Origin of the sequence: Vibrio nigripulchritudo, assembly GCF_027924785.1 — a bacterium.
Classification (GTDB): Bacteria; Pseudomonadota; Gammaproteobacteria; order Enterobacterales; family Vibrionaceae; genus Vibrio; species Vibrio nigripulchritudo.
In genome coordinates this window covers 1,996,008-2,015,453 of the sequence record NZ_AP027050.1, presented here as the reverse complement: position 1 = coordinate 2,015,453, position 19,446 = coordinate 1,996,008, and the positions used below count along the sequence as shown (strand labels likewise).

General features: G+C 49.6%; 20 protein-coding genes. 2 read left to right on the top strand and 18 right to left on the bottom strand.

Translation table 11 applies throughout. The features are described 5' to 3' along the window. Positions 1 to 74: 74 nt before the first annotated feature. Positions 75 to 1,694 (bottom strand): ABC transporter ATP-binding protein, encoded by a 1,620-nt coding sequence (locus QMG91_RS27365; protein WP_004405581.1) that lies wholly within the window; start codon positions 1,692 to 1,694, stop codon positions 75 to 77. Positions 1,695 to 1,709: 15 nt separating this feature from the next. After that, complete coding sequence (locus tag QMG91_RS27360; RefSeq protein ID WP_004405580.1) at positions 1,710 to 2,204, bottom strand: hypothetical protein; 495 nt, start codon at positions 2,202 to 2,204, stop codon at positions 1,710 to 1,712. A 334-nt stretch (positions 2,205 to 2,538) separates the two neighbouring features. On the opposite strand from QMG91_RS27360, the gene QMG91_RS27355 reads away from it, so the two are divergent. Next, a complete protein-coding gene (locus QMG91_RS27355) occupies positions 2,539 to 3,258 on the top strand; it encodes a helix-turn-helix transcriptional regulator (protein ID WP_038123113.1) in 720 nt (239 codons plus the stop codon). Positions 3,259 to 3,314: 56 nt separating this feature from the next. Here QMG91_RS27355 and QMG91_RS27350 read toward each other — a convergent pair whose 3' ends face one another. The 16 genes from QMG91_RS27350 to hpaH all read right to left on the bottom strand — a co-directional run bounded on the left by QMG91_RS27350 (position 3,315) and on the right by hpaH (position 18,630). Further along, positions 3,315 to 4,790 carry a tripartite tricarboxylate transporter permease gene (locus QMG91_RS27350; protein WP_281831171.1) on the bottom strand — a complete coding sequence of 492 codons (1,476 nt, stop codon included), beginning with the start codon at positions 4,788 to 4,790 and terminating at the stop codon, positions 3,315 to 3,317. 9 nt (positions 4,791 to 4,799) lie between these two features. Beyond that, a complete protein-coding gene (locus QMG91_RS27345) occupies positions 4,800 to 5,378 on the bottom strand; it encodes a tripartite tricarboxylate transporter TctB family protein (protein WP_281831169.1) in 579 nt (192 codons plus the stop codon). A gap of 39 nt (positions 5,379 to 5,417) precedes the next feature. Continuing rightward, positions 5,418 to 6,365: a tripartite tricarboxylate transporter substrate binding protein gene (locus tag QMG91_RS27340; RefSeq protein WP_004405575.1), complete on the bottom strand. Its 948-nt coding sequence runs from the start codon at positions 6,363 to 6,365 to the stop codon at positions 5,418 to 5,420. A 10-nt stretch (positions 6,366 to 6,375) separates the two neighbouring features. Next, positions 6,376 to 6,903 (bottom strand): universal stress protein, encoded by a 528-nt coding sequence (locus QMG91_RS27335; protein ID WP_281831167.1) that lies wholly within the window; start codon positions 6,901 to 6,903, stop codon positions 6,376 to 6,378. A 60-nt stretch (positions 6,904 to 6,963) separates the two neighbouring features. Then, positions 6,964 to 8,376 carry an aldehyde dehydrogenase family protein gene (locus QMG91_RS27330; protein WP_281831165.1) on the bottom strand — a complete coding sequence of 471 codons (1,413 nt, stop codon included), beginning with the start codon at positions 8,374 to 8,376 and terminating at the stop codon, positions 6,964 to 6,966. A 35-nt stretch (positions 8,377 to 8,411) separates the two neighbouring features. Continuing rightward, complete coding sequence (gene hpaA, locus QMG91_RS27325) at positions 8,412 to 9,326, bottom strand: 4-hydroxyphenylacetate catabolism regulatory protein HpaA (RefSeq protein ID WP_281831163.1); 915 nt, start codon at positions 9,324 to 9,326, stop codon at positions 8,412 to 8,414. A gap of 68 nt (positions 9,327 to 9,394) precedes the next feature. Continuing rightward, positions 9,395 to 9,757 carry a cupin domain-containing protein gene (locus QMG91_RS27320; protein ID WP_022562073.1) on the bottom strand — a complete coding sequence of 121 codons (363 nt, stop codon included), beginning with the start codon at positions 9,755 to 9,757 and terminating at the stop codon, positions 9,395 to 9,397. A 56-nt stretch (positions 9,758 to 9,813) separates the two neighbouring features. Next, positions 9,814 to 11,112 carry an NAD(P)/FAD-dependent oxidoreductase gene (locus QMG91_RS27315; protein WP_281831161.1) on the bottom strand — a complete coding sequence of 433 codons (1,299 nt, stop codon included), beginning with the start codon at positions 11,110 to 11,112 and terminating at the stop codon, positions 9,814 to 9,816. Between the two features lie 117 nt (positions 11,113 to 11,229). Beyond that, positions 11,230 to 12,675 (bottom strand): NAD-dependent succinate-semialdehyde dehydrogenase, encoded by a 1,446-nt coding sequence (locus tag QMG91_RS27310; RefSeq protein WP_281831159.1) that lies wholly within the window; start codon positions 12,673 to 12,675, stop codon positions 11,230 to 11,232. Positions 12,676 to 12,740: 65 nt separating this feature from the next. Beyond that, on the bottom strand, positions 12,741 to 13,592 hold the full coding sequence (hpaD, locus tag QMG91_RS27305; RefSeq protein WP_281831157.1) for a 3,4-dihydroxyphenylacetate 2,3-dioxygenase: 852 nt from the start codon (positions 13,590 to 13,592) through the stop codon (positions 12,741 to 12,743). Positions 13,593 to 13,673: 81 nt separating this feature from the next. After that, positions 13,674 to 14,057, bottom strand: a complete 384-nt coding sequence (locus tag QMG91_RS27300; RefSeq protein WP_281831156.1) for a 5-carboxymethyl-2-hydroxymuconate Delta-isomerase — start codon at positions 14,055 to 14,057, stop codon at positions 13,674 to 13,676. Next, positions 14,058 to 15,581, bottom strand: coding sequence for a 5-carboxymethyl-2-hydroxymuconate semialdehyde dehydrogenase (gene hpaE, locus QMG91_RS27295; RefSeq protein WP_281870287.1), 1,524 nt, complete (start codon positions 15,579 to 15,581; stop codon positions 14,058 to 14,060). It lies immediately after the preceding gene. Positions 15,582 to 15,586: 5 nt separating this feature from the next. Next, positions 15,587 to 16,357, bottom strand: coding sequence for a fumarylacetoacetate hydrolase family protein (locus QMG91_RS27290; RefSeq protein WP_200768011.1), 771 nt, complete (start codon positions 16,355 to 16,357; stop codon positions 15,587 to 15,589). After that, on the bottom strand, positions 16,354 to 17,013 hold the full coding sequence (locus QMG91_RS27285; protein ID WP_281831152.1) for a fumarylacetoacetate hydrolase family protein: 660 nt from the start codon (positions 17,011 to 17,013) through the stop codon (positions 16,354 to 16,356). Before QMG91_RS27285 ends, QMG91_RS27290 begins: the two co-directional genes overlap by 4 nt. 12 nt (positions 17,014 to 17,025) lie before the next feature. Beyond that, positions 17,026 to 17,817 carry a 4-hydroxy-2-oxoheptanedioate aldolase gene (gene hpaI / locus QMG91_RS27280; RefSeq protein ID WP_281831151.1) on the bottom strand — a complete coding sequence of 264 codons (792 nt, stop codon included), beginning with the start codon at positions 17,815 to 17,817 and terminating at the stop codon, positions 17,026 to 17,028. A 9-nt stretch (positions 17,818 to 17,826) separates the two neighbouring features. After that, entirely contained in the window at positions 17,827 to 18,630 is an 804-nt protein-coding gene (hpaH, locus tag QMG91_RS27275; RefSeq protein WP_281831149.1) for a 2-oxo-hept-4-ene-1,7-dioate hydratase, read from the bottom strand. 271 nt (positions 18,631 to 18,901) lie between these two features. Between hpaH and hpaC the strand changes: the two genes are divergently transcribed. Further along, entirely contained in the window at positions 18,902 to 19,411 is a 510-nt protein-coding gene (gene hpaC / locus QMG91_RS27270; RefSeq protein ID WP_022562062.1) for a 4-hydroxyphenylacetate 3-monooxygenase, reductase component, read from the top strand. Positions 19,412 to 19,446: the final 35 nt, after the last annotated feature.

Genomic DNA, 19,446 nt, shown 5'->3' with positions numbered 1-19,446 from the left:
GGTTTTTTTGCATAAAAAAATGCCTCTTATCAGTAAGAGGCATTTCAGAATTCTAACTGCTTGAAAATTAAAGGTTATGCAACCAGCTCTTCATCCAGATCGAACGACGCGTCAATCAGTTTCTGCGTGTATTCGTTCTTCGGATTGTTGAAGATCTCTTCTGCCGTACCTTCTTCCATCACTACGCCTTTCTGCATCACCATTACACGGTCAGACAGGGCTTTCACCACACTCAAGTCGTGGCTGATGAATAGGAAGCCAATGTTGTGCTTCTTCTGAAGATCTTTCAGAAGGTCGATAACCGTTAGCTGAACAGAACGGTCCAGAGCCGATGTTGGTTCATCCAGAAGAATGAATGAAGGCTCAAGAATCAATGCACGTGCAATCGCGATACGCTGACGCTGACCACCAGAGAACTCGTGTGGGTAACGGTTGATTGAGTGTGGATCCAGACGCACTTCTTCCAGCGCTTTACGAGCACGCTCCATACGCTCAGCGCGAGAAAGCTGAGGCTGGTGAACGGTCAGTGCTTCGGTGATGATATCGCCAACGGTCATACGTGGAGACAGAGAACCGTATGGGTCCTGGAACACCATTTGAACGTCTTTCTTCAGTTCAAATTTCTCTTTCTCAGTCAACGTGCTCAGGTCACGACCACGGTAGGCAATCTTACCTTCAGATGGAAGAAGACCAATCAGAGCACGACCTAATGTCGATTTACCTGAACCAGACTCACCTACGATACCCAGCGTTTCACCTTGTTTCAGTTCAAGGGAAATGCCTTTTACTGCTTCAAAGTACTGGTTTCGGCTCTGGATGAAGTGAGACTTGATCAGGAACTTCACGCGAATATCATCCGCTTTCAGCAGGTTAACTGCGTCATCAGCAACAGGGTCTTTGCTGCCGTGCGGAATCGAGTTGATCAGCATTTTTGTGTAGTCTTCCGTCGGGTTCTTGAACAGCTCTGCTGTTTGACCTTCCTCAACTACGTCACCTTTACACATTACGATTACACGGTCGGCAAAGTGTTTTACCACACCCAAATCGTGGGTGATGAACAGGATAGCCATGCCCATCTTTTCCTGAATTTCTTTAATCAGGTTCAGTACTTCAGCCTGAACGGTTACGTCCAGTGCTGTTGTTGGTTCATCTGCAATCAGAATGTCTGGTTCGTTCATCAGCGCCATTGCAATCATGATACGTTGCAGCTGACCGCCCGAGAATTCATGCGGGTACTTGGTGTACGCCGTTTCTGGGTTTGGCAGATGAACTAGGTTGAACAGTTCCAGTACCCTTTCTTTTGCCTGAGAACGCGTCACTTTGCGGTGACACATCAAGGCTTCCGCTACCTGAATACCAACGCGCATGTACGGGTTCAGAGAAGTCATCGGCTCTTGGAAAATCATGCCGATACGGTCGCCACGAATGGCTTGCATCTCTTTTTCAGACAATTCCAGAATGGATTTGCCTTCAAACTGAATATTGGCGCTAGGTGGAATGATGGAGTTATCTGGCAGCAAACGCATCACGGCGTTAGTCGAAACCGATTTGCCTGAACCTGACTCACCAACAATGGCGAGTGTTTCACCTTTTTTCAGGTCAAAGTTTACGTTTTTTACTGCATGAACCGGACCGTCATTAGTGGTAAAGGTTACCGACAGGTCGCGAACTGTAAGAATTGGGGACTGTGACATTGAACTTCCTTATTATTAATTCAGAGTGTAAACGGCGCTGGTTCGCTCTGAATACAGCTTTAATTGGTTGAAGTGATGGTGTGCTTTCTGCAGCGCATCCAATTCCAGTTGCCACTCTGAGTTGCGCTGAGCGGCGCAGAAAGCGGCAATATGTCGGAAAATGGTTTCGCTGTGCTGGATTAGGTTTGGCTCAACGGCGCGAACGATGTCTTGCTGTTCCAACGCAAGAAACTGCATGTGCGCGTAGGCTTGATTCAGTAAATCAAACGCTTCCTGTTGTTGACCCATACGGTTGAGGATTTCAGATTGACTGATCGCCGCGTCTTTGAAGCCCGCTAGCAGGCATGACATTTGGCATGGTTTGATGTCATCACTCTCGACCGCTTCAGAGATATGAGAGGGAAGATGGTCCAGTACATCTTCAAAGAGGTATCGTGCTTCAGGCCAGTGTCCTTGCTCTAGCAATTCTTCTGCTTTCATGAAGCGCGCCCAACACTGCTCTAAATCCATATCTCGATCCTGTTTGCACAAAGTGGGGGATAATTTAAATGAAAACCATTATCAAATGCAAATAATTCTACTTCTTGCGTGATTATTAGCCTTTTGTTCCAGCCCAGGTTGCTGGTATTAGAGATAAGGTGGTTTTTTCACGAATTTCCCACTTCTAAAACCATATTTTCTACATAGCTCACCTGATATTGAATGCAGGTCTCTTTTCTTAAAAATAAGAATGTTATTGATAGTTTAAATAATTGTTTAATTTGTGTGATCGTAATAACGTGGTATCTCTGGAAAAGCCGATAGTATGGGGCTTAACAGCAGTGTTTATGGAGGCTGGATACTCATGACTTATCACGCACAAGGATCTCAGTTAGAGAAATTAAACCAGTTTCAGGATGAGCTACTGGGTTTGTTTTCTGGTATGTTTAGTTTCGCCAAAATGGCAAGTTATTTGGTGGACGATCAAGCTAAACCTATGTGCTACAAGTCTGTCAAGATTCAACCTACCATGCATCGGGAGTATCTCGAACATTTCTACAAAACCGATCCACTTCATCCTACTAACTTTCGTTTCTCAGAAGCAAAGGTCGTGAAGATGAGCGATTTGGTTCCCGCGCATAACCGGGAGTCACACACCTACTTCAAAGATTTTATCCGCCCCTGGAAAATCAACGACATCATTGAGCTGTTCTTCCATGTAGACGGTAAGCTGGTGGCTGGTGCCGCCATGTTTGTTGGCAATAACCAGAACACCATGGGGGCAGACGATGTAATGAAGCTGCATCATATGCATCGCTACATCGAGTTTTCTCTCAATCAGAGTATGTCCACGCCGGAATCCATGAGTTACCAAGCCTTCTGCGACCAGTATTCTCTAACGGAAAAAGAGCGCTTGGTGGCACAATTCGCTTTGCAGGGCATGCCGAATAAAGCCATTGCCAACGAGCTTTGTTGTAGCCTGCCAACGGTAAAAACCCACTTACAACACATTTTCGCCAAGATGGAAATCAACAGTAAAGTTGAGCTGACCAGCTTGGTATACCGTAACAATTGCGAAGTTTAGTACCTCCCCGTTTCTGACGAAAATCCCGCAACCATTGGGTTGCGGGATTTTTTTGTTTAGGAAGCCTTTTTCTTCAGCGACAGAGCGTAAACGACGATCGACAATACGGTCAGTCCCAGTAACGTAGCGCTGATAGGGCGAGTGACCAGAATACTTAAATCGCCATCTGCTACCCCTAACGCCTGACGCATCCGCACCAGAAAGACAGGGCCCAACACCAATCCCAGTACAACAGGTACGGCGGGGATGTTTTTCTTACGTAAAACGTAACCCAATCCTGCAAACCCGAGCGCGATCATGGCATCAGAAAATTGGTAGTTTTGGCTGTAACTGCCAATAAAACCCAGCACCAAGATAAAAGCACCAATAAAGCGACCGCGAATTCGGGTTAAGTTGACGATCCATTTTGTGGCAAAGGTGAGGTAAACAAATACCACGATATTGATCAGCAATAGAGACAAGTACAGACCAGAGATAAACTCTGGGCGTTCCACAAACAGCGTAGGACCGGGAATGTAGTTGTGCACCATAAATACCGCCAGCAACATCGCCATCAGGGCATCGGCTGGAATGCCAAACGCGAGTAGGGGAATCATTACCGACGCAGTCACCGCATTGTTGGACGTTTCCGAGGCAATCAGCCCTTCTTCTGCGCCGTCTCCGAATTTTTCAGGTGTTTTTGAAAACTTTTGCGCAAGGGTATAAGAGAAAAACTGAGAACCAAATTCCCCAACACCAGGTAACAAGCCCATGACGACCCCAAGAATGGCGGAGCGCGCAACGGTTACCTTGTGTTTAGCCAGCGTAATCAGCCCCGAAAAGTAGCCTTCGCCCTCAAGTTTGGTGGCTTTAGAATCTCCGCCTTTTTGGGAGAGCAGCACAAACGCTTGCGACATAGCAAACAAGCCGATCACCGCTGGTACAAGAGGAATACCACCGAGCAACCATTCCTGACCAAAGGTATAGGTGAGAGTGTTGTAGGAGCGATCCACACCAATAGAGCCAAAGAAGATCCCAAGCCCCAGCATCATGGCGGCATCCAATACTTGGTTACGGTGCGCCAGCACCACAAACACCATGCCCAGTAATGCCAGCATGGCAAACTCAGCCGAACCAAAATTGGCGGCGATCTGAGACAGGACAGGCGCTAAAAACACCAGAGACATGATGCTGACCAAACCGCCCACAAAAGATGCGGAATAAGCGATAGACAAAGCTTTCTTGCCTTCGCCCCGCTTGGTCATGGGGTAGCCATCGTATGTGGTGAGCACCGCCACTGGAGTACCCGGGGTATTCATCAAAATAGCCGGAATAGCACCGCCATACCATGCGCCGCCGTATACCCCGACCAGAAGGCTGACGCCCGCTAAAGGCTCCATAGAAAAACTGATGGGCAGTAAAATCGCCATAACGCCAGCGGGCTCTAACCCCGGAATCGATCCAATGGTTACGCCGATCAGCGCACCCAGCAATATGGCAGTAATGACGCTAACCGTGCCGACTTCCGCAAGCCCTAACATTAATGCTTCCATGTCGTCTCCTTACAGATACTGGTTAGCAAACAGTGACCATTCTTCTGCCAGTAACCCGTACAGCCAGACATCCGGTAACCAAAGGTTGAGCATGACTCTGAAAATCAGCACCACAGCAGCCACGCTAACTAAACTGGTGAGTATCCAGAACCCATTCAAAAGTCGGCTCACCCACAAAAGAGTCAGTACAAACAGCCAGGTAGCAGGGGCAAAGCCCATGATCGACAAAGAATGGATATAGAGCGCGAATAATGCGCTGGCGATGATGGCAACTCGATAGCTGGCGACAGCGTCAGCACCGGAATCAAGGGCTTTGAGTGGATGAAGGTGAAATTGCCGAAGGTGCTGAAAGACTTTCAATACAGCAAACAGAACAAACACACCCAAACCCAACGCAGGTCCCATCATAGGTTGGGTATACCAGCCTCGCTTGGTTTTCACCCAAGCGGCTTCGTTTGGAAGCTGCCAAAGCAATAGCACGCCAGCGATGGCGAACAAAACAAAAATACCACCGGTCGCCCGAGTCCATGTAGGGCTGGACTCAGGCGAGGTGGAAGGTTGTTCTATAGATTGGGGTTCAGAGATCATACGGCACTCCTTACAAAGGGGGCAGTACCCCCTCTGGTCTTACTGGTTCATGAAGTTGAGCAGCGATTTCGCTTGTTCAAAATCTTTTGCCAGCAAGGCTTCGGCATCTTTGCCACCCAACCAGTACACGCCGGCACCGGTGTTCATGCTGATCTCTTTAACACGGTCTGCCTGCAACGCTTTTTCAGCGATACCTGCGATCTTGTCTTTGATGTTTTGAGGGGTGCCTTTCTTCACAAACAAGCCGTTCCACGTAGTCTGGGTGATGCCCGTTTGTTCCGCTAACGTCGCCACATCCGGTGTTATGGACAAGCGGTCGCGGCTGATAGACGTCAGAAGCTTTACATCACCCGAGTTCAGACACGCCAAAATCAGCTGTGTGGTGGTGTTGATGACGTCGGCATCGCCATTTGCCAAGGTTGAACAATCCAACACATCGAACGGAGCATCAGAGGAGAACTTAATCCCAATCTGATCAGCCGCTTTAAAGGTAATTGCCGTTGGCAGAGCTTGATAACCGAAGTGACCTAACGTGACTTTGTTACTTTTAGAGTATGCGGCCAGTTCTTCGAGGTTGTTGTAGGGTGCATCGGACTTAACCGCAATAGCGAATGGGTAATCGAGGAAAATCCCTACAGGTTCAAAGCTGTTTTGGTCAAAAGGTGCCGTGCCAAACAGTACCTGTGTTGTCAGTATGTCTGCCACAAAAGAGCCGATCACTAAGCCGTCTGGGCGAGAGCGAGATACGTCGGTTGCCCCGACTACACCCCCACCTCCGGGTTTGTTGACGACAGATGCGGGTTTGCCCGTTTCTTTCGACATCTCTTCTGCGATAACGCGAGTCAGGATATCTTCCAGATCCCCAGGTGGCCAGGGCACCACGAATTTCACCGGACGGTTAGGGTAATTGGCGGATGTGGCTGCAAAGGTGGTCATCAGACCGGCAGCGATAAGAGCAGCCTTCATGGCTTTAGTTACACGTTTCATAAACTTCCCTTTATTGTGTTTGACTGAGAGGGACGATAAGGACAGGGATGTCACTCTGACTGATGACTTTGAGGGCAGTTGAGCCCAGAAACAGACGCGAAATGGCGTTTGCTTCCCTGTCTCCCATCACAATAAGTTGCGCATTGTGTTGCTTTGCTGCAGAGAGGATCACCTCGTGAGGTTCACCTATTTGCGATTCAATGTCTGGTGGCTGTTTTAAGGCGCTGAGGCTATCCAGTTCGCTGTCCAGAAAGTTTTGGATGCGTGCCTGAATATGGTTGTGCGCTTCCGCCAGAATTTGTTCGGTATGCTTTTGGTTCGCTTTCTTTGGCAGATAACTCACCATGACTTGCTGAGTGAGTTCACCAATGGGAGGAATGGCATGCAGAAACACGATTTTGGCATCGTGCTTGATGGCTTGCTGAACCGCGTTACGAAACGCAGGGCGACTGCCTTTTTGCATGTCCGACGCATAAATAATGGTGTTCACTTCCGTAAGCATGTCCATTGCCTCCACATTCTTTGTGTATTGAACCATTCAAATTCATCCCAAGGACCTCAGGTATCAACCATTGGGATGAGGCTGTGCTAACCCTTTCTAGCGGTTGATATTAATCAGCTGAGGTTGGGTATTTTCTAACAGCCCTTCCTCGCCAAACTCCACGCCAAAACCCGACATCTTGTTGCCGCCAAATGGCGCGTGAGGCAGAACTTCGGCGTGACCGTTTACCCACACAGTGCCGCATTCCAGTTGCGCAGCGACCATTTGAGCCTGATCGACATCACTGCCCCAAACTGAGCCGCCCAGTCCCAAGTCGCTGTCGTTGGCCAACTGGATGGCTTGTTCAACGGTTTGATAAGGAATGACGGGAAGAACCGGACCGAATTGCTCTTCATCCACAATGCGAACTCCGTTGGAGACATTGGTGACGATCGTGGGTGGGAAAAGATAGCCAGATTCATCCAGTGGTTTGCCTCCGGAAAGCACTTTTGCACCTTGTGCGACGGCATCTTCAATCAGCTCTTGCACTTTCTGGAATTGGTTACGGTTCTGGACAGGTCCAAAGGTGACGCCTTCATCCAGCCCGTTACCGACGGTTTGTGCAGAAGCAATGTCTGCCAGCGCCTGGCATACTTGGTCGTATTGGCTTTCGTGGACATACAGGCGCTTCAGAGCAGCGCAGGTCTGCCCCATATTGATGAAAGAGGTCTGGAACAGTGGCTGAGCAATGTCGTTGATGCTGCTGCCCGGAAGGACAATAGCTGCGTCATTGCCACCCAGCTCCAAGGTTAAGCGTTTCAGGTTGGTCGACGCGGCACTCATGATGCGCTGCCCCGTCGCTGTGGAGCCTGTGAACACAATCTTGTTAATGTCTTTATGTTCGCTGATCGCCTGACCCAGCTCGCCACCACCAGACAGCACATTGATAACGCCGTCGGGCAACACGTCCGCCATTATCTCAATCATTTTTAAGGTGCTGAATGGTGTTAATTCAGATGGTTTGATGATGACGCAGTTGCCTGTACGCAACGCTGGCATAACATGCCAGACGGCAATCATCATTGGCCAGTTCCAAGGTGTTATGGAAGCGACAACGCCGATGGGCTTGTGGTGAAGTTCAATGCGTTTGTTGGCGTCATCCTGAATGACTTTAACAGGCACGTCGGCATCGGCGGCGTAGCGAGTCCACGCTACGGCTCCACCCACTTCCATCATCGCCAGATCAAGCGGCTTTCCCTGCTCTTCCACAATCAGTGTTGCCAGTTCTTCTGTAGCGCCTTCGATTTTGTCGGCAATCTCGGTCAGCATGGCTTTGCGAGTGATATGGCTGACATTTTTCCAGCTTTTGAACGCGACTTGTGCCGATTCCACTGCGAGGTTAAGCAGTTTGACTGATGCTTCTGGGGCGTTACGCAGCACCTCTCCGGTGGCAGGATTTATTACGGGTCGGGGCGGCAGGTCGCCGTCGCGTTTTTGCCCGTTTATGATCAATCCAAAGCGGTTATCCATAACAAATTCTCCTGATGATAATGCGAAGGGGCGGGTCAACTGACCGCTTGCCTTTGCTGACTTTCTCGATAGTTGCTGGCTGTGACCCCCGACATGCGGCGGAAAAAGCGAGCGAAGTAGGCGGGGTCTTGAAACCCGAGTTCGTAACCAATCTGCGTAATGGGTTTTTGAGTTAGCCCAATCAGACGTTTGGACTCTTGCAGCACGCGCTCATTAACTAGGCGCTTAGCGGATTTACTGCTCACACGCTGGCATATGCTGTTGAGCCGAGATTCGGTCACGCACAGCTCGGTGGCATAGCGGGATAAGGTCCAGTGTTTAACAAAATTGGCTTCGATAAGCTGGTGGAACTGATGAAATATCTGGGCATCTATATCGCGTATAGAAGAATGCGAATCCGACTCGCCAGACATTCGAATGATCTCAATCAGAATCAAGCGCACCAAGGCATACATGGCTTTGGCTTTTTCTGTGCGTTCCTGTTCGTGTTCGTCTTCAAGCAGAGTGAGGTACGCCAGAGTACGCTTTAATGCGTTACTGTGTTTTTTAAATGGAATGCATATGCCTTTGGTGGCGAACAGCCCTTTATCGTTTAGCGCCATGCACTGGCTGAGTATTTGCCAGACGAATTGCTGACGAATGGTCAGCACATACCCTTCTGTTTCGGTGGAAATAGTGAAGCCGTGAGGCACGGTTGGCGGAGTGAAAAACAGAACCGGGCCTTCACACTGGTAGGTGCGGTTGTCCAGTTGCAACCGAATCTCTCCCGACATCACCACATGAATTTGGTAAAAACGGTCGTGATAATGCACAGGCATGTCGTGACCGAAAAATTGTGCGAGGTTTTGAATCTGTTCGAAGTGAACTTCGCTGTCGATGTAACGACGATCGTAAGCCTGACCAATATCGATATTGGGAATGTGCTTGCTGGCAGCGTTTTTCATGTTCATGCTCCTCCCTAAAAATGCTTCTTCGCTTACGGTTAAGGGGTCATCAGCGAAGAAGCGTCAAACCGTGATTACTGTGCGACCGCCAGATAATGCTTCACGAATTTAGGAGACACGATGTTCCAGCGAACTTTGGTGCCTTGTTCTACAAACCAAGAGTCGCCCTTCACGTAGGTGTGAGAGATTCCTGTTTCTTCATTAGTCAGCTCTACTTCTCCTTCCAGCACGGTTGCGTGCTCAGTAAACGGGTATTGCATGCGGAACTCGCCTTTTGAACAGCCGAACAAGCCGCAGCTCACGGCGTCTTCAGGAGCGCCTGAAATCATCGCCACTTCGGCTTGAGGATCGCCAGAGATAACTTCAGAGCCTAAGTTTTCAATGCTGCCTACAGACATCATTTCCGGAAGAGGTTGGTTTAGTAGGATCGGTTTCATGAGATTTCCTTTTGTTGATTTCTTTACTTCGAATAGTGATTGTCTTGCGGGGATAGCTATCGTCTGCCCAACCAGTATCCCGAGATTTGGTGGAACAGCTTGCCACTGGTTACCAGCAACGGGCGTGCGACGTCTTTGCCAATCACGCGAGTCAGAGGAACAGAGCTGACAAGGTTGTAGCGATCGGTTTTCTCACTCATACCTTCCGCTAATACCTTGCAGACGATGTGGCTCGGGGTGACGCCAAAACCGGAATAGCCCTGCACATAAAACACATTGTCGTGATCAGGAAGTGTGCCTACCTGAGGAAACAGGTTGGCGCTGCAGCACAAAGGACCGCCCCAAGCCATGTCGATTTTTACGTCTTTGAGGTATGGGAAAATGGTGAGCATGTGTTTACGGTTCCATGCTTTTAGATCTTGTGGCATGTATTCCACCCAACGAGTGGCACTGCCAAACAGCAAGCGGTTTTCTTTGGTGACACGGTAGTAGTCGATCACCGGACGAATGTCGCTATAAGCACCGCGAATCGGGCTGATGCGTTCGATCATCTCATCAGAAAGTGGCTCAGTTGCCATTTGAAACGCATAAGTATTGATGGTGTGCTTGTGAAGGTGCGACTCCATCCCCTGTAAGAAGCCATTACACGCCCAAAGCAACTTATTTGCCGTTACGGTTCCTCGGGCTGTGCGCACTTTGATACGTTCACCATATTGAACGTCAAGGGCTTGAGTGTTCTCGTAGATGGATACGCCCAGCTCTGACGCAGCTTTGGCTTCACCGAGCAGCAAGTTCAGAGAGTGAATATGACCCGCATCCATGTGTTTGAGCGCGCAGGAATAGGCAGGAGAGCCAATGACTTCTTGCACTTCCGATCCGGTGTGCAGGGTGATCTCTTCATCCGGTGTGGCTTTTTTAAACTCTTCTTGCCAGGCTCGAAGGGTTTTTTCCTGGCGACGGTTAAAACCCAGGTAAGCGTAACCCTGACAGAAATCGGCGTCGATGTTGTACTTCTCAACACGTTCGCGAATGATGCTTGCGCCGATATTGCCAAGCTTGAAGAGCTCTTCCAGCCCGTCTTTACCCACGTGTTTTTTCACCGTGTCGATGTCGTGCCCAAGCCCAGCCATGATTTGGCCACCATTACGACCAGTACCGCCGTAACCCAGGTGCTTGGCTTCCAGTACCGCAATGTCTGTGATGCCTTTTTCTGCGAGTTCAAGCGCGGTGTTAATGCCTGTGAAACCACCGCCAATGATCACCACATCGACATCAATATCCTGTTCCAAAGAAGGGAACGATAAATCGTATTTCTTCGTTGCTGCGTAGTAGGTAAGAGAATTTAAGTGTTCCATAATCTTATTCTTCTGATTTCCATTTGAGGTATGGCTCCCATTTAGCCAAGTTTTGTTTTGGGGCTATATCAACCATCGGGATGAGGTTGGTTAACTCATTAACTTAAAAGGAAAATTTTATAATCCGCCCATTAACATGTACTTGGTTTCCAGATAATCCTCGATGCCCTGACGAGCGCCTTCGCGCCCTAATCCCGACGATTTGATGCCGCCAAATGGTGCGACTTCAGTCGAAATCAGACCTTCATTGATGCCAACCATACCTGCTTCGAGTGCTTCTCCGACTCGCCATGCTCGGGCAAGGGATTGGGTATAGAAATACGCTGCCAAGCCAGAATCGGAATCGTTGGCGCGTTCAATTACTTCCTGCTCTGAATCGAAGGGGAAAATCGCCGCGAGTGGACCAAAGGTTTCTTCATTCGCCGCGTGCATGTCGTCGTTCATGTCGGTGACGATTAACGGATTAAGGAAAAGGTCTTTGGGGGGATTAGGATCACCAGAAATCAGCGTTGCGCCTTGCTCTAGGGCATTTTGGACGTGTTCGCATACTTTGGTGACAGCCGCTTGGTTGATCATCGCCCCTATCTGAACATCGGCACGAAATCCGTCCCCGACTTGTAAGGCTTCCACCGCCGTTTTGAACTTAGCAATGAAGGCCTCGTGAACCTTGCGGTGCACAAAAATGCGATTGGCACACACGCAGGTTTGCCCAGCATTACGGTATTTGGCGACCATTAAGCCCTGAACCGCTGAGTCCAGATCGGCGTCATCGAACACAATGAACGGCGCGTTCCCGCCCAGTTCCAAAGACAACTTTTTCACCGTATCCGATGATTGATTCATCAGAATCTTGCCCACGTGAGTCGAGCCCGTGAAACTGATTTTTCGGACGATAGGGCTTTGCGTGAGTGCTCCTCCGATTTGAACGGCGTCTCCGGTGATGATGTTTAATACGCCAGCAGGTATGCCTGCCCGAATCGCAAGCTCACCCAGTGCGAGCGCAGTAAAAGGGGTTTCGGGAGCGGGTTTTAATACGACCGCACAGCCCGCTGCCAGAGCAGGACCGCATTTTCGCGTGATCATGGCGGCTGGGAAATTCCAAGGGGTGATCGCGCCTACGACACCAATGGGTTCTTTGGTGACCACAATCCGCGCATCGGCTTTGTGGCTTGGAATGGTTTCTCCGTAAGTGCGCTTTGCTTCTTCCGAAAACCATTCGATAAAGCTGGCGGCATAGGCTATTTCACCTTTTGCTTCGGCAAACGGCTTGCCCTGTTCCGTCGTCAGGATGGAGGCGAGATCGTCCTGATGTTCGAGCATCAATTCATACCAGCGACGCAGGATTTGCGAACGCGTTTTGGCGGTTTGAGCTTTCCAGCCTTTTTGTGCCCGCTCTGCTGCGTTTATGCTTGCCTGTGTTTCTTCGCTGCCTAAACGGGGAACAAACCCCACTACGCTGTTATCAGCGGGGTTGTAAATTTGATCAAACTGGGCACCGTCGCCCACCCATTCACCGTTGATCAGGCATCGTTGTCGAAACAAAGTTGGATCGTTTAATTTCATCGTGCGCTCCTTTGCAAAAAAGCGCCCTCAGGAAGGGGGAAGGGCGCAATGATTAAGGTTGGTAGTTAGACCGTAAACAGAACGTTGGCTTGACCCGTTCCAGAGCTGGGGAAATATTCGCCAATTAAGGTGCCTTTCCCTTGGTAGCTGTCCCAGCCAAGTGCGCCGAACAGCATGGCGGTATCGTGCATGCCACCTTCGCCAGAACACAGCTCGGCATAGTCAGGTAACATTTCCAGGAAGGTTTTTATTTCCCCTTTCTCCCAAAGCTCCAACACACGCAAATCCATTTGGCGGTTAAACTCACGAGAAATAGTGAAGGTGCCGTTGTTGGCTTCGTAGTCGTCGTTATCCCAGATTCGGTGAGACAGAGACCCTGAAGCCAGAAGCATGACTCGGCTGTCGCTCTCCTCAATGGCTTCTCGGATCGCTTCACCGACCTGGCGAGACGATTCGATGCTGTGTACTGCACACCATCCACCAATGGACACGACTTTGAAGTGGGCGTCGTCGTTCATGTAACGCATTGGCACTAAGGTGCCGTATTCCAGGTCGAGTGTTTCAACCTGGTGAGAAAGGGTATGCACGCCTTTGGCCATCGCTTTCTCTGCAATGGCATCGCCCAAATCCGGGTTGCCGTCGTAGTGGTAAGCGAGGTTTTGAATAAAGTGCGGAAACTCGTGGCTGGTGTAGATGCCGTCGAAGCTTTTATTGGCGTTGACGTGATAACCCGCGTTCACCAGCCAGTGCGTGTCGAGCACCACAATGGTATCAACGTTGTTCTTTTTCGCCAGTGCCGCGAGATGCTTGTGACCGTCGATGGCCTGCTGGCGACAACCGAACAGTCGACCGGGTTGTTCCGACATTAGCATGGTTGGAACGTGTGTGATTTTGGCTGCAATGACCAGTTCACCCATAATCATTCTCCTTGTGTTTCACGTTGGATTCTTTCCATTCATTGGATCATTTGATTCGCGCTGAACGGATCAGCACGATGCTCACTTCGCCAGCTTTTGATGAATGTTGTTCTTCTTGTAATTCAGGGTTGGGTGGAGCTCCGTAATCTCCAGCCCAAAACTCAGGTAGTGGCGTTCAAAAACAGAGGCGAGATAATCCGTCATAAAGGCGTGTATGGTGTCACCCACGTCTTTGAGTGTGTCTTCGGTTCGCCCACTGCCTACCTTGATGGAAAGCTGCAAAAAGCGGTTTTCCGGATCGCCCTCAGCGACCCGAAACTGTTCACAGCGATGCGCTCGAATTCGGATTCCACCGAGAGGAAAAACGCCGGTTGTTTGAGCGACGTTTGCCAATTTTTCGAATAAATCTGGGAAGTTGATATCCGAATCGAGATTGGCGGAGTACTCCATCACGAAATGAGGCATTTAGCTCTCCTTACCCAGTTTCGGTACGGTGTGCAGGTCGTGAGCAATACAGATGTTTTTGGTTTCCATGTAGAAATCGAAACTCCAGTCACCTCCGTCTCGTCCTACCCCTGACATCTTCATGCCACCAAACGGGGAGGGAAGGTTGCGGTTGTTTTCGGAGTTGACCCAGACCATGCCTGCTTCGATTTTGTGGGCACAGCGCAAAGAGCGGCCGGTGTCGCCTGTCCAGATATACGCAGCCAACCCATAAGGGGTATCGTTGGCGATCTGGATTGCCTGTTCTTCGTTATCGAAGGTGATGACAGAAAGCACAGGGCCAAAGATCTCCTCACACGCGACTTTCATTTTGTTGTCGACATCAATGATGAGCGCGGGTGCAAAGTAATAACCATCTTCAGGGGCATCTGATGAAATACTGCCACGTAAGACGTTGGCACCTTCTTGCTCGGCAGAGTCCAGGTAGCTCAGCACTTTATCGAGGTGAGTTGGGTGAATCAGTGGACCGACTTCGGTGTTCACATCCAGCGGGTGACCGACTTTCAGAAGACTGACCCGCTCTTTCAACTTGGCAATGAAGGTGTCTTTGATGGACGAGTGAAGCAGCAGTCGGCTAGAACTGGTACAGCGTTGACCGTTAAGGCTGTAAATCATAAAGACCACGGCATCCAATGCGCGTTCTATGTCGGCATCGTCAAATACTAAGACGGGGTTTTTGCCGCCTAATTCGAAATGGACACGTTTTAACGTTGGAGCGCCTTGCGCCTGAATCATAGAACCTGTGGTGGTTTCGCCCACAAACGCGACGGCTTTGATCGCGGGGTGTTCAGTCAGCGCTTTGCCTGCGACTTCACCAAACCCGTTCACCATGTTCCACACACCATTTGGCAATCCGGCTGCTTGCGCACATTCCGCGAGAATAGCCGCGCTGAGAGGGCTGAATTCCGCAGGCTTGTGAACAACGGTACAACCGGCGGCAAGTGCTGGCGCAATTTTCCACGTGGAGAGCATGAACGGTGTATTCCAGGGTGTGATGACACCCACAGGGCCTATTGGCGTTCTCACCGTGAAGTTGGTGTGGGATTCCTGAAACAGTGAGTCGCCGTTCTTTGCTTCTGGTGCTTTATCTGCAAAAAAACGGAAGTTTGCTGCGCCGCGAACGGCTGCCTGTTTCATGAAGCGAAATGCTTGTCCGCAGTCTACCGATTCTACCAGCGCGATTTCTTCTGCGCGGCGTTCAATTTCATCTGCCAGCTTATGCAAGATTTGACGTCGTTTGGCTCCGGAGAAGTTTGCCCATTCCTCGAAAGCGTTCTGAGCAGCAAGGCAGGCTTGATTCACATCTTCTGCACTGCCTTTGACGACGGTTCCCAAGCGTTTGTTGTTAATCGGGCTTTGGTTTTCAAAGGTGTCTTCGCCGCTACCCAGCGTCCACTCGCCATTGATGAAGTGACCTAGGGTGTCGGTTTTGAATCTCGCCAGATATTCTCGGGCTTTGGTGATTTGAGAGTCTAAAGTTGTCATTTTGCTTAATCCTTGCGTTCAAAATATTCCGTTTCACTGACCATGTAGGTGGTGAGCGTCCCCAGCCCTTCAATGGAGCAGTCCACAACATCACCGGGTTGGGTGTCTTTCAGACCTTTTGGCGTCCCCGTTGCAATCATGTCACCCGGCTGTAATGTCAGGGTTTGGCTGAGGTAGGCAATCAACTCTGGCACGCTGAAAATCATGTCATTGGTGTTGCCCGTCTGGACGACTTCACCATTCACTCGCGTTTCCAGTGCGAGGTTATCGATATCGGGTAATTGGTCTTTACTGATTAGCCATGGACCAATCGGGCAGAGTGAATCGCGGCTTTTTACTTTCAGGTTCGGGCGATAATAATTTTCCAGGTAATCGCGTATCGCGAAGTCGTTGCAGATGGTGTATCCGGCGACATAATCCATCGCGTCTTCTTTGGCGATGTTCTTGCCTTTTTTCCCGATGACTGCGACCAGCTCACACTCGTGATGCATAAAGTCCACATTGTCAGGCCGGTAGGTGTTGCAACGGTGCCCGGTCAAGGTATTCGCCCCTTTGATGAATACCAATGGGACTTCAGGTGCTGAAAAAGCCAGTTCTGATGCGTGATCTGCGTAGTTGAGCCCGAGAGCGAAAATAGTGCCCGGGTTTTCAATCGGGCAAAGCCATGTGATGTCGTTTTGGGGAACAACATGACCATCGGGACCAATCAAATGACCTTCGGCATCAATGGTGACGTTGAGCGTTTTGCCGTTTTTCAAAATGCGTGCGGTTTTCATGCGTGTGACTCCCCTAAACGGCTGGTTAGATGGTGATGCCCATTGATGCTGGATTCGATTTTGTCTCCGGCGCGAACCGGAATACGTTCGCCGTGGAAACAAGGGGCGATGATGTCCCCGGGCTCTAGCGTCATGATGCGAGAAATACGTTCGATCAATTCGGGAATGCTCATCTCAAATTGATCTGTAGAGATATCGCCTCGCCATTTGCCATTGATTTTGGTCGAGACCACGGCTTTCGTTGGCGAGTCGAGCAAGCTGACAGGCTGCCAGTTGCCATTCATGGCTGCTGATTTGTCGATGCCTTTACCCAAAATATCTGGTCGGTAGTAGCTTTCTTCTGGAGACGAAATGTCATGCACCACACTGATGCCACTGATGTATTGCAATGCGTCCTCTCGGCTGACACGTTGGCAACTCTTTCCAACCAGTAACGCAAGGCTTGCGCCGACCACAAGCGGTGCGTTGGGAGCATCCATTGGGATCAGTGAGTTGTCTTTGTTCCAGGTGTTTCGAGGCTTAAAATATAAAACGGGTTCAGTCGGCAGCGCTTTGTATGGGGGCTGTTGAAACTTATCGCTCCAGATTTCGCGGTGACGTACGTCATTGAGTGCGACACAAACGAGTTTTGAGCTGCTGTCAGGTAGAATCGTCATGAGAATCCTTATTTAGTATCCGCTGCTTGTTGGCGCGGTATCTTGTTGTCCTTTAAAGCGAGAAACGAGGGCTTTCGCACCGTTGGAAAGCAGCAATGTGTCGACTCCAATGCCTATAAAGCTGGCGCCACAATCTGCGTAGTGCTGCGCTTTTTCCGGGTTCAGGCATAAGATCCCTGCGGCTTTTCCTGCTTCTCGGATGGTGCGAATCGCCTTTTCAATCGCTGCCTCTACATCAGGGTGGTCTGGATTGCCCACATGCCCCATGGAGGCTGACAAATCCGTCGGACCGATAAACACGCCATCCACACCGTCGACCGAAACAATGGCTTCGAGATTGTCGAGAGCCGTTTGCGTTTCTGCCTGAACCAGCAAGCACACGTTGTCGTTGGCCTGATGAACATAGTTCGGAATTTGATTCCAACGTGCAGCGCGAGCCAGTGAACTACCCATGCCGCGGCGACCTGCTGGTGGGTAGCGACAGTCCAACACTAGCGATTGCGCTTGTTCAGCTGTATCAACCATTGGTATTAGAAGCGTTTGTGCGCCGATATCGAGTAACCGTTTGATGACCGTGGTGTTGCCCTCAGCAGGGCGAACAATCGGGGCAGCGGAGTAGGGGGCAATCGCACGTAGGCTGGCAAGAAGATCGCCTAGCTCAAAAGGGGCGTGCTCTCCGTCCAGAAGCAGCCAGTCGAAGCCTGCACCGGCACAAATTTCTGCGCAGGTAGGATCTGGCAACCCTTGCCACAAACCCCATTGCAATTCGTGATGAATCAATTTGTTCTTAAATGTGTTCTTCATGACGGTTCCTTACACGAAAGACACAGAAATTCCGCCTAACGGACCGTAATCGGCATGCACCGTGTCGCCTGCTTTCACGGCAACAGGGCGGGTGAAAGAGCCAGACAAAATCACTTGCCCCGCTTCTAAGCCAATCCCATGCGGCGCAAAGCGTTTGCACACCCAGCATATGCCGTTGGCAGGGTGCCCAAGCACGCCAGACGCCAATCCGGTTTCTTCGATTTGGCCATTGAGGTACAGAGCGGCACCTGCCCAGCGAATGTCCATTTCGTCGGGGCGAATCGGGCGTCCGCCAATGATGATTCCACCATTGGCTGCGTTGTCTGCGATGGTGTCGTACACCTTGCGGGTGTACCCAGTTTCTGGGTCGGTTCGGTGGCATCGTGCGGCAATCAGCTCAATGGCCGGTACCACGTAATCGGTAGCATTGAGAACATCAAAGATGGTGACGTTTTCGCCTTTGAGCGGGGCTTTCAACACAAAGGCAAGTTCGACTTCAATGCGGGGGTCGAGGAAATCTCCCGCCGGAATTTGTGCGCCATCTGGAAAGAACATGTCATCCAGAAGCACGCCGAAATCCGGCTGGTCAATGTTGACAGCCATCTGCATTGCACGAGAGGTTAGCCCTATCTTGTAGCCTTTCACCTGAGCGCCGTTTTCGATCTTTTGATCCACCCAGTTTTTCTGTATGGCATAGGCGTCATCCATGGTCATTTCTGGGTGAGACAAGGTTAATGCTGGGATTTGTTGTCGACTGAGTTCCGCTTGATACAGTTTTTGAGCTGCGCTCTGTATTTCTTCCTTAGTGAGCATACGACTTCCTTATTTTAATTATTCAATTGGGTGATTCTAATTTTGGCTAAGTTGTATTTATCTATATCAAATAGATTCATTAAGTAAAAACTCTTGGATAATTCGCTTGGTATTATTGATTGTTAATATTTATATCTATTTCAGATATTTAAATTTATTTTGAGTTTTAATGAGGTTGAAAAGTGCAATCCATTAATAGGAAAAGCCATATCTAAATATCCCCCTTTATCTAATATGGAATTGTGATCCTACACTCGAAGGGAATATGAAAATGGAACAGGATAAACAAAAAATATTTAGAGATGCCATGTCAAATCTTGCAGCTGCGGTAAACATCGTGACCACTGGAGGAAAGGCAGGCTTGGGCGGTATTACTGCAACGGCAGTATGTTCAGTGAGTGATAGTCCAGCAACCATGCTGGTGTGCGTAAACCAACAAAGTGGCAGTCACGATAAGTTCCGAGAAAATGAGAACGTTTGTATTAACATTTGCAGTCAGGAACAAGAGCCTATGTCATATCATTTTGCGGGAATGACAAAGCTGACCATGGATGAACGTTTCCAGTTACCAGATTGGACGCTCTCTGAAATTGGTGTGCCAAAACTGGATGGTGCGATTGCAAACCTCGAAGGAAGAATAAAGTCTGTTAATGAAGTGGGTACGCATTCTGTATTTTATGTAGAAATTGAAGACATCAATATTAATTCAAGTAAAGACGCCCTTATTTATTTTAATCGTGAATTTAGAACGGTTAAAAATGCACAAGCAACGGCGGCTTAATTAAAAAGTACCAACGTTTATTTTAAAAATACAAT

Coding starts and splice junctions, on each gene's coding strand:
- QMG91_RS27285 (WP_281831152.1), bottom strand. CDS start 17,013: ATGACGATTCTACCTGACAGCAGCTCAAAACTCGTTTGTGTCGCACTC.
- hpaC (WP_022562062.1), top strand. CDS start 18,902: ATGGAACAGGATAAACAAAAAATATTTAGAGATGCCATGTCAAATCTT.
- hpaD (WP_281831157.1), bottom strand. CDS start 13,592: ATGGGTGAACTGGTCATTGCAGCCAAAATCACACACGTTCCAACCATG.
- QMG91_RS27355 (WP_038123113.1), top strand. CDS start 2,539: ATGACTTATCACGCACAAGGATCTCAGTTAGAGAAATTAAACCAGTTT.
- QMG91_RS27350 (WP_281831171.1), bottom strand. CDS start 4,790: ATGGAAGCATTAATGTTAGGGCTTGCGGAAGTCGGCACGGTTAGCGTC.
- QMG91_RS27335 (WP_281831167.1), bottom strand. CDS start 6,903: ATGGTTCAATACACAAAGAATGTGGAGGCAATGGACATGCTTACGGAA.
- QMG91_RS27365 (WP_004405581.1), bottom strand. CDS start 1,694: ATGTCACAGTCCCCAATTCTTACAGTTCGCGACCTGTCGGTAACCTTT.
- QMG91_RS27310 (WP_281831159.1), bottom strand. CDS start 12,675: ATGAAATTAAACGATCCAACTTTGTTTCGACAACGATGCCTGATCAAC.
- QMG91_RS27345 (WP_281831169.1), bottom strand. CDS start 5,378: ATGATCTCTGAACCCCAATCTATAGAACAACCTTCCACCTCGCCTGAG.
- QMG91_RS27360 (WP_004405580.1), bottom strand. CDS start 2,204: ATGGATTTAGAGCAGTGTTGGGCGCGCTTCATGAAAGCAGAAGAATTG.
- QMG91_RS27330 (WP_281831165.1), bottom strand. CDS start 8,376: ATGGATAACCGCTTTGGATTGATCATAAACGGGCAAAAACGCGACGGC.
- QMG91_RS27290 (WP_200768011.1), bottom strand. CDS start 16,357: ATGAAAACCGCACGCATTTTGAAAAACGGCAAAACGCTCAACGTCACC.
- hpaH (WP_281831149.1), bottom strand. CDS start 18,630: ATGCTCACTAAGGAAGAAATACAGAGCGCAGCTCAAAAACTGTATCAA.
- hpaA (WP_281831163.1), bottom strand. CDS start 9,326: ATGAACATGAAAAACGCTGCCAGCAAGCACATTCCCAATATCGATATT.
- QMG91_RS27300 (WP_281831156.1), bottom strand. CDS start 14,057: ATGCCTCATTTCGTGATGGAGTACTCCGCCAATCTCGATTCGGATATC.
- QMG91_RS27320 (WP_022562073.1), bottom strand. CDS start 9,757: ATGAAACCGATCCTACTAAACCAACCTCTTCCGGAAATGATGTCTGTA.
- QMG91_RS27315 (WP_281831161.1), bottom strand. CDS start 11,112: ATGGAACACTTAAATTCTCTTACCTACTACGCAGCAACGAAGAAATAC.
- hpaE (WP_281870287.1), bottom strand. CDS start 15,581: ATGACAACTTTAGACTCTCAAATCACCAAAGCCCGAGAATATCTGGCG.
- hpaI (WP_281831151.1), bottom strand. CDS start 17,817: ATGAAGAACACATTTAAGAACAAATTGATTCATCACGAATTGCAATGG.
- QMG91_RS27340 (WP_004405575.1), bottom strand. CDS start 6,365: ATGAAACGTGTAACTAAAGCCATGAAGGCTGCTCTTATCGCTGCCGGT.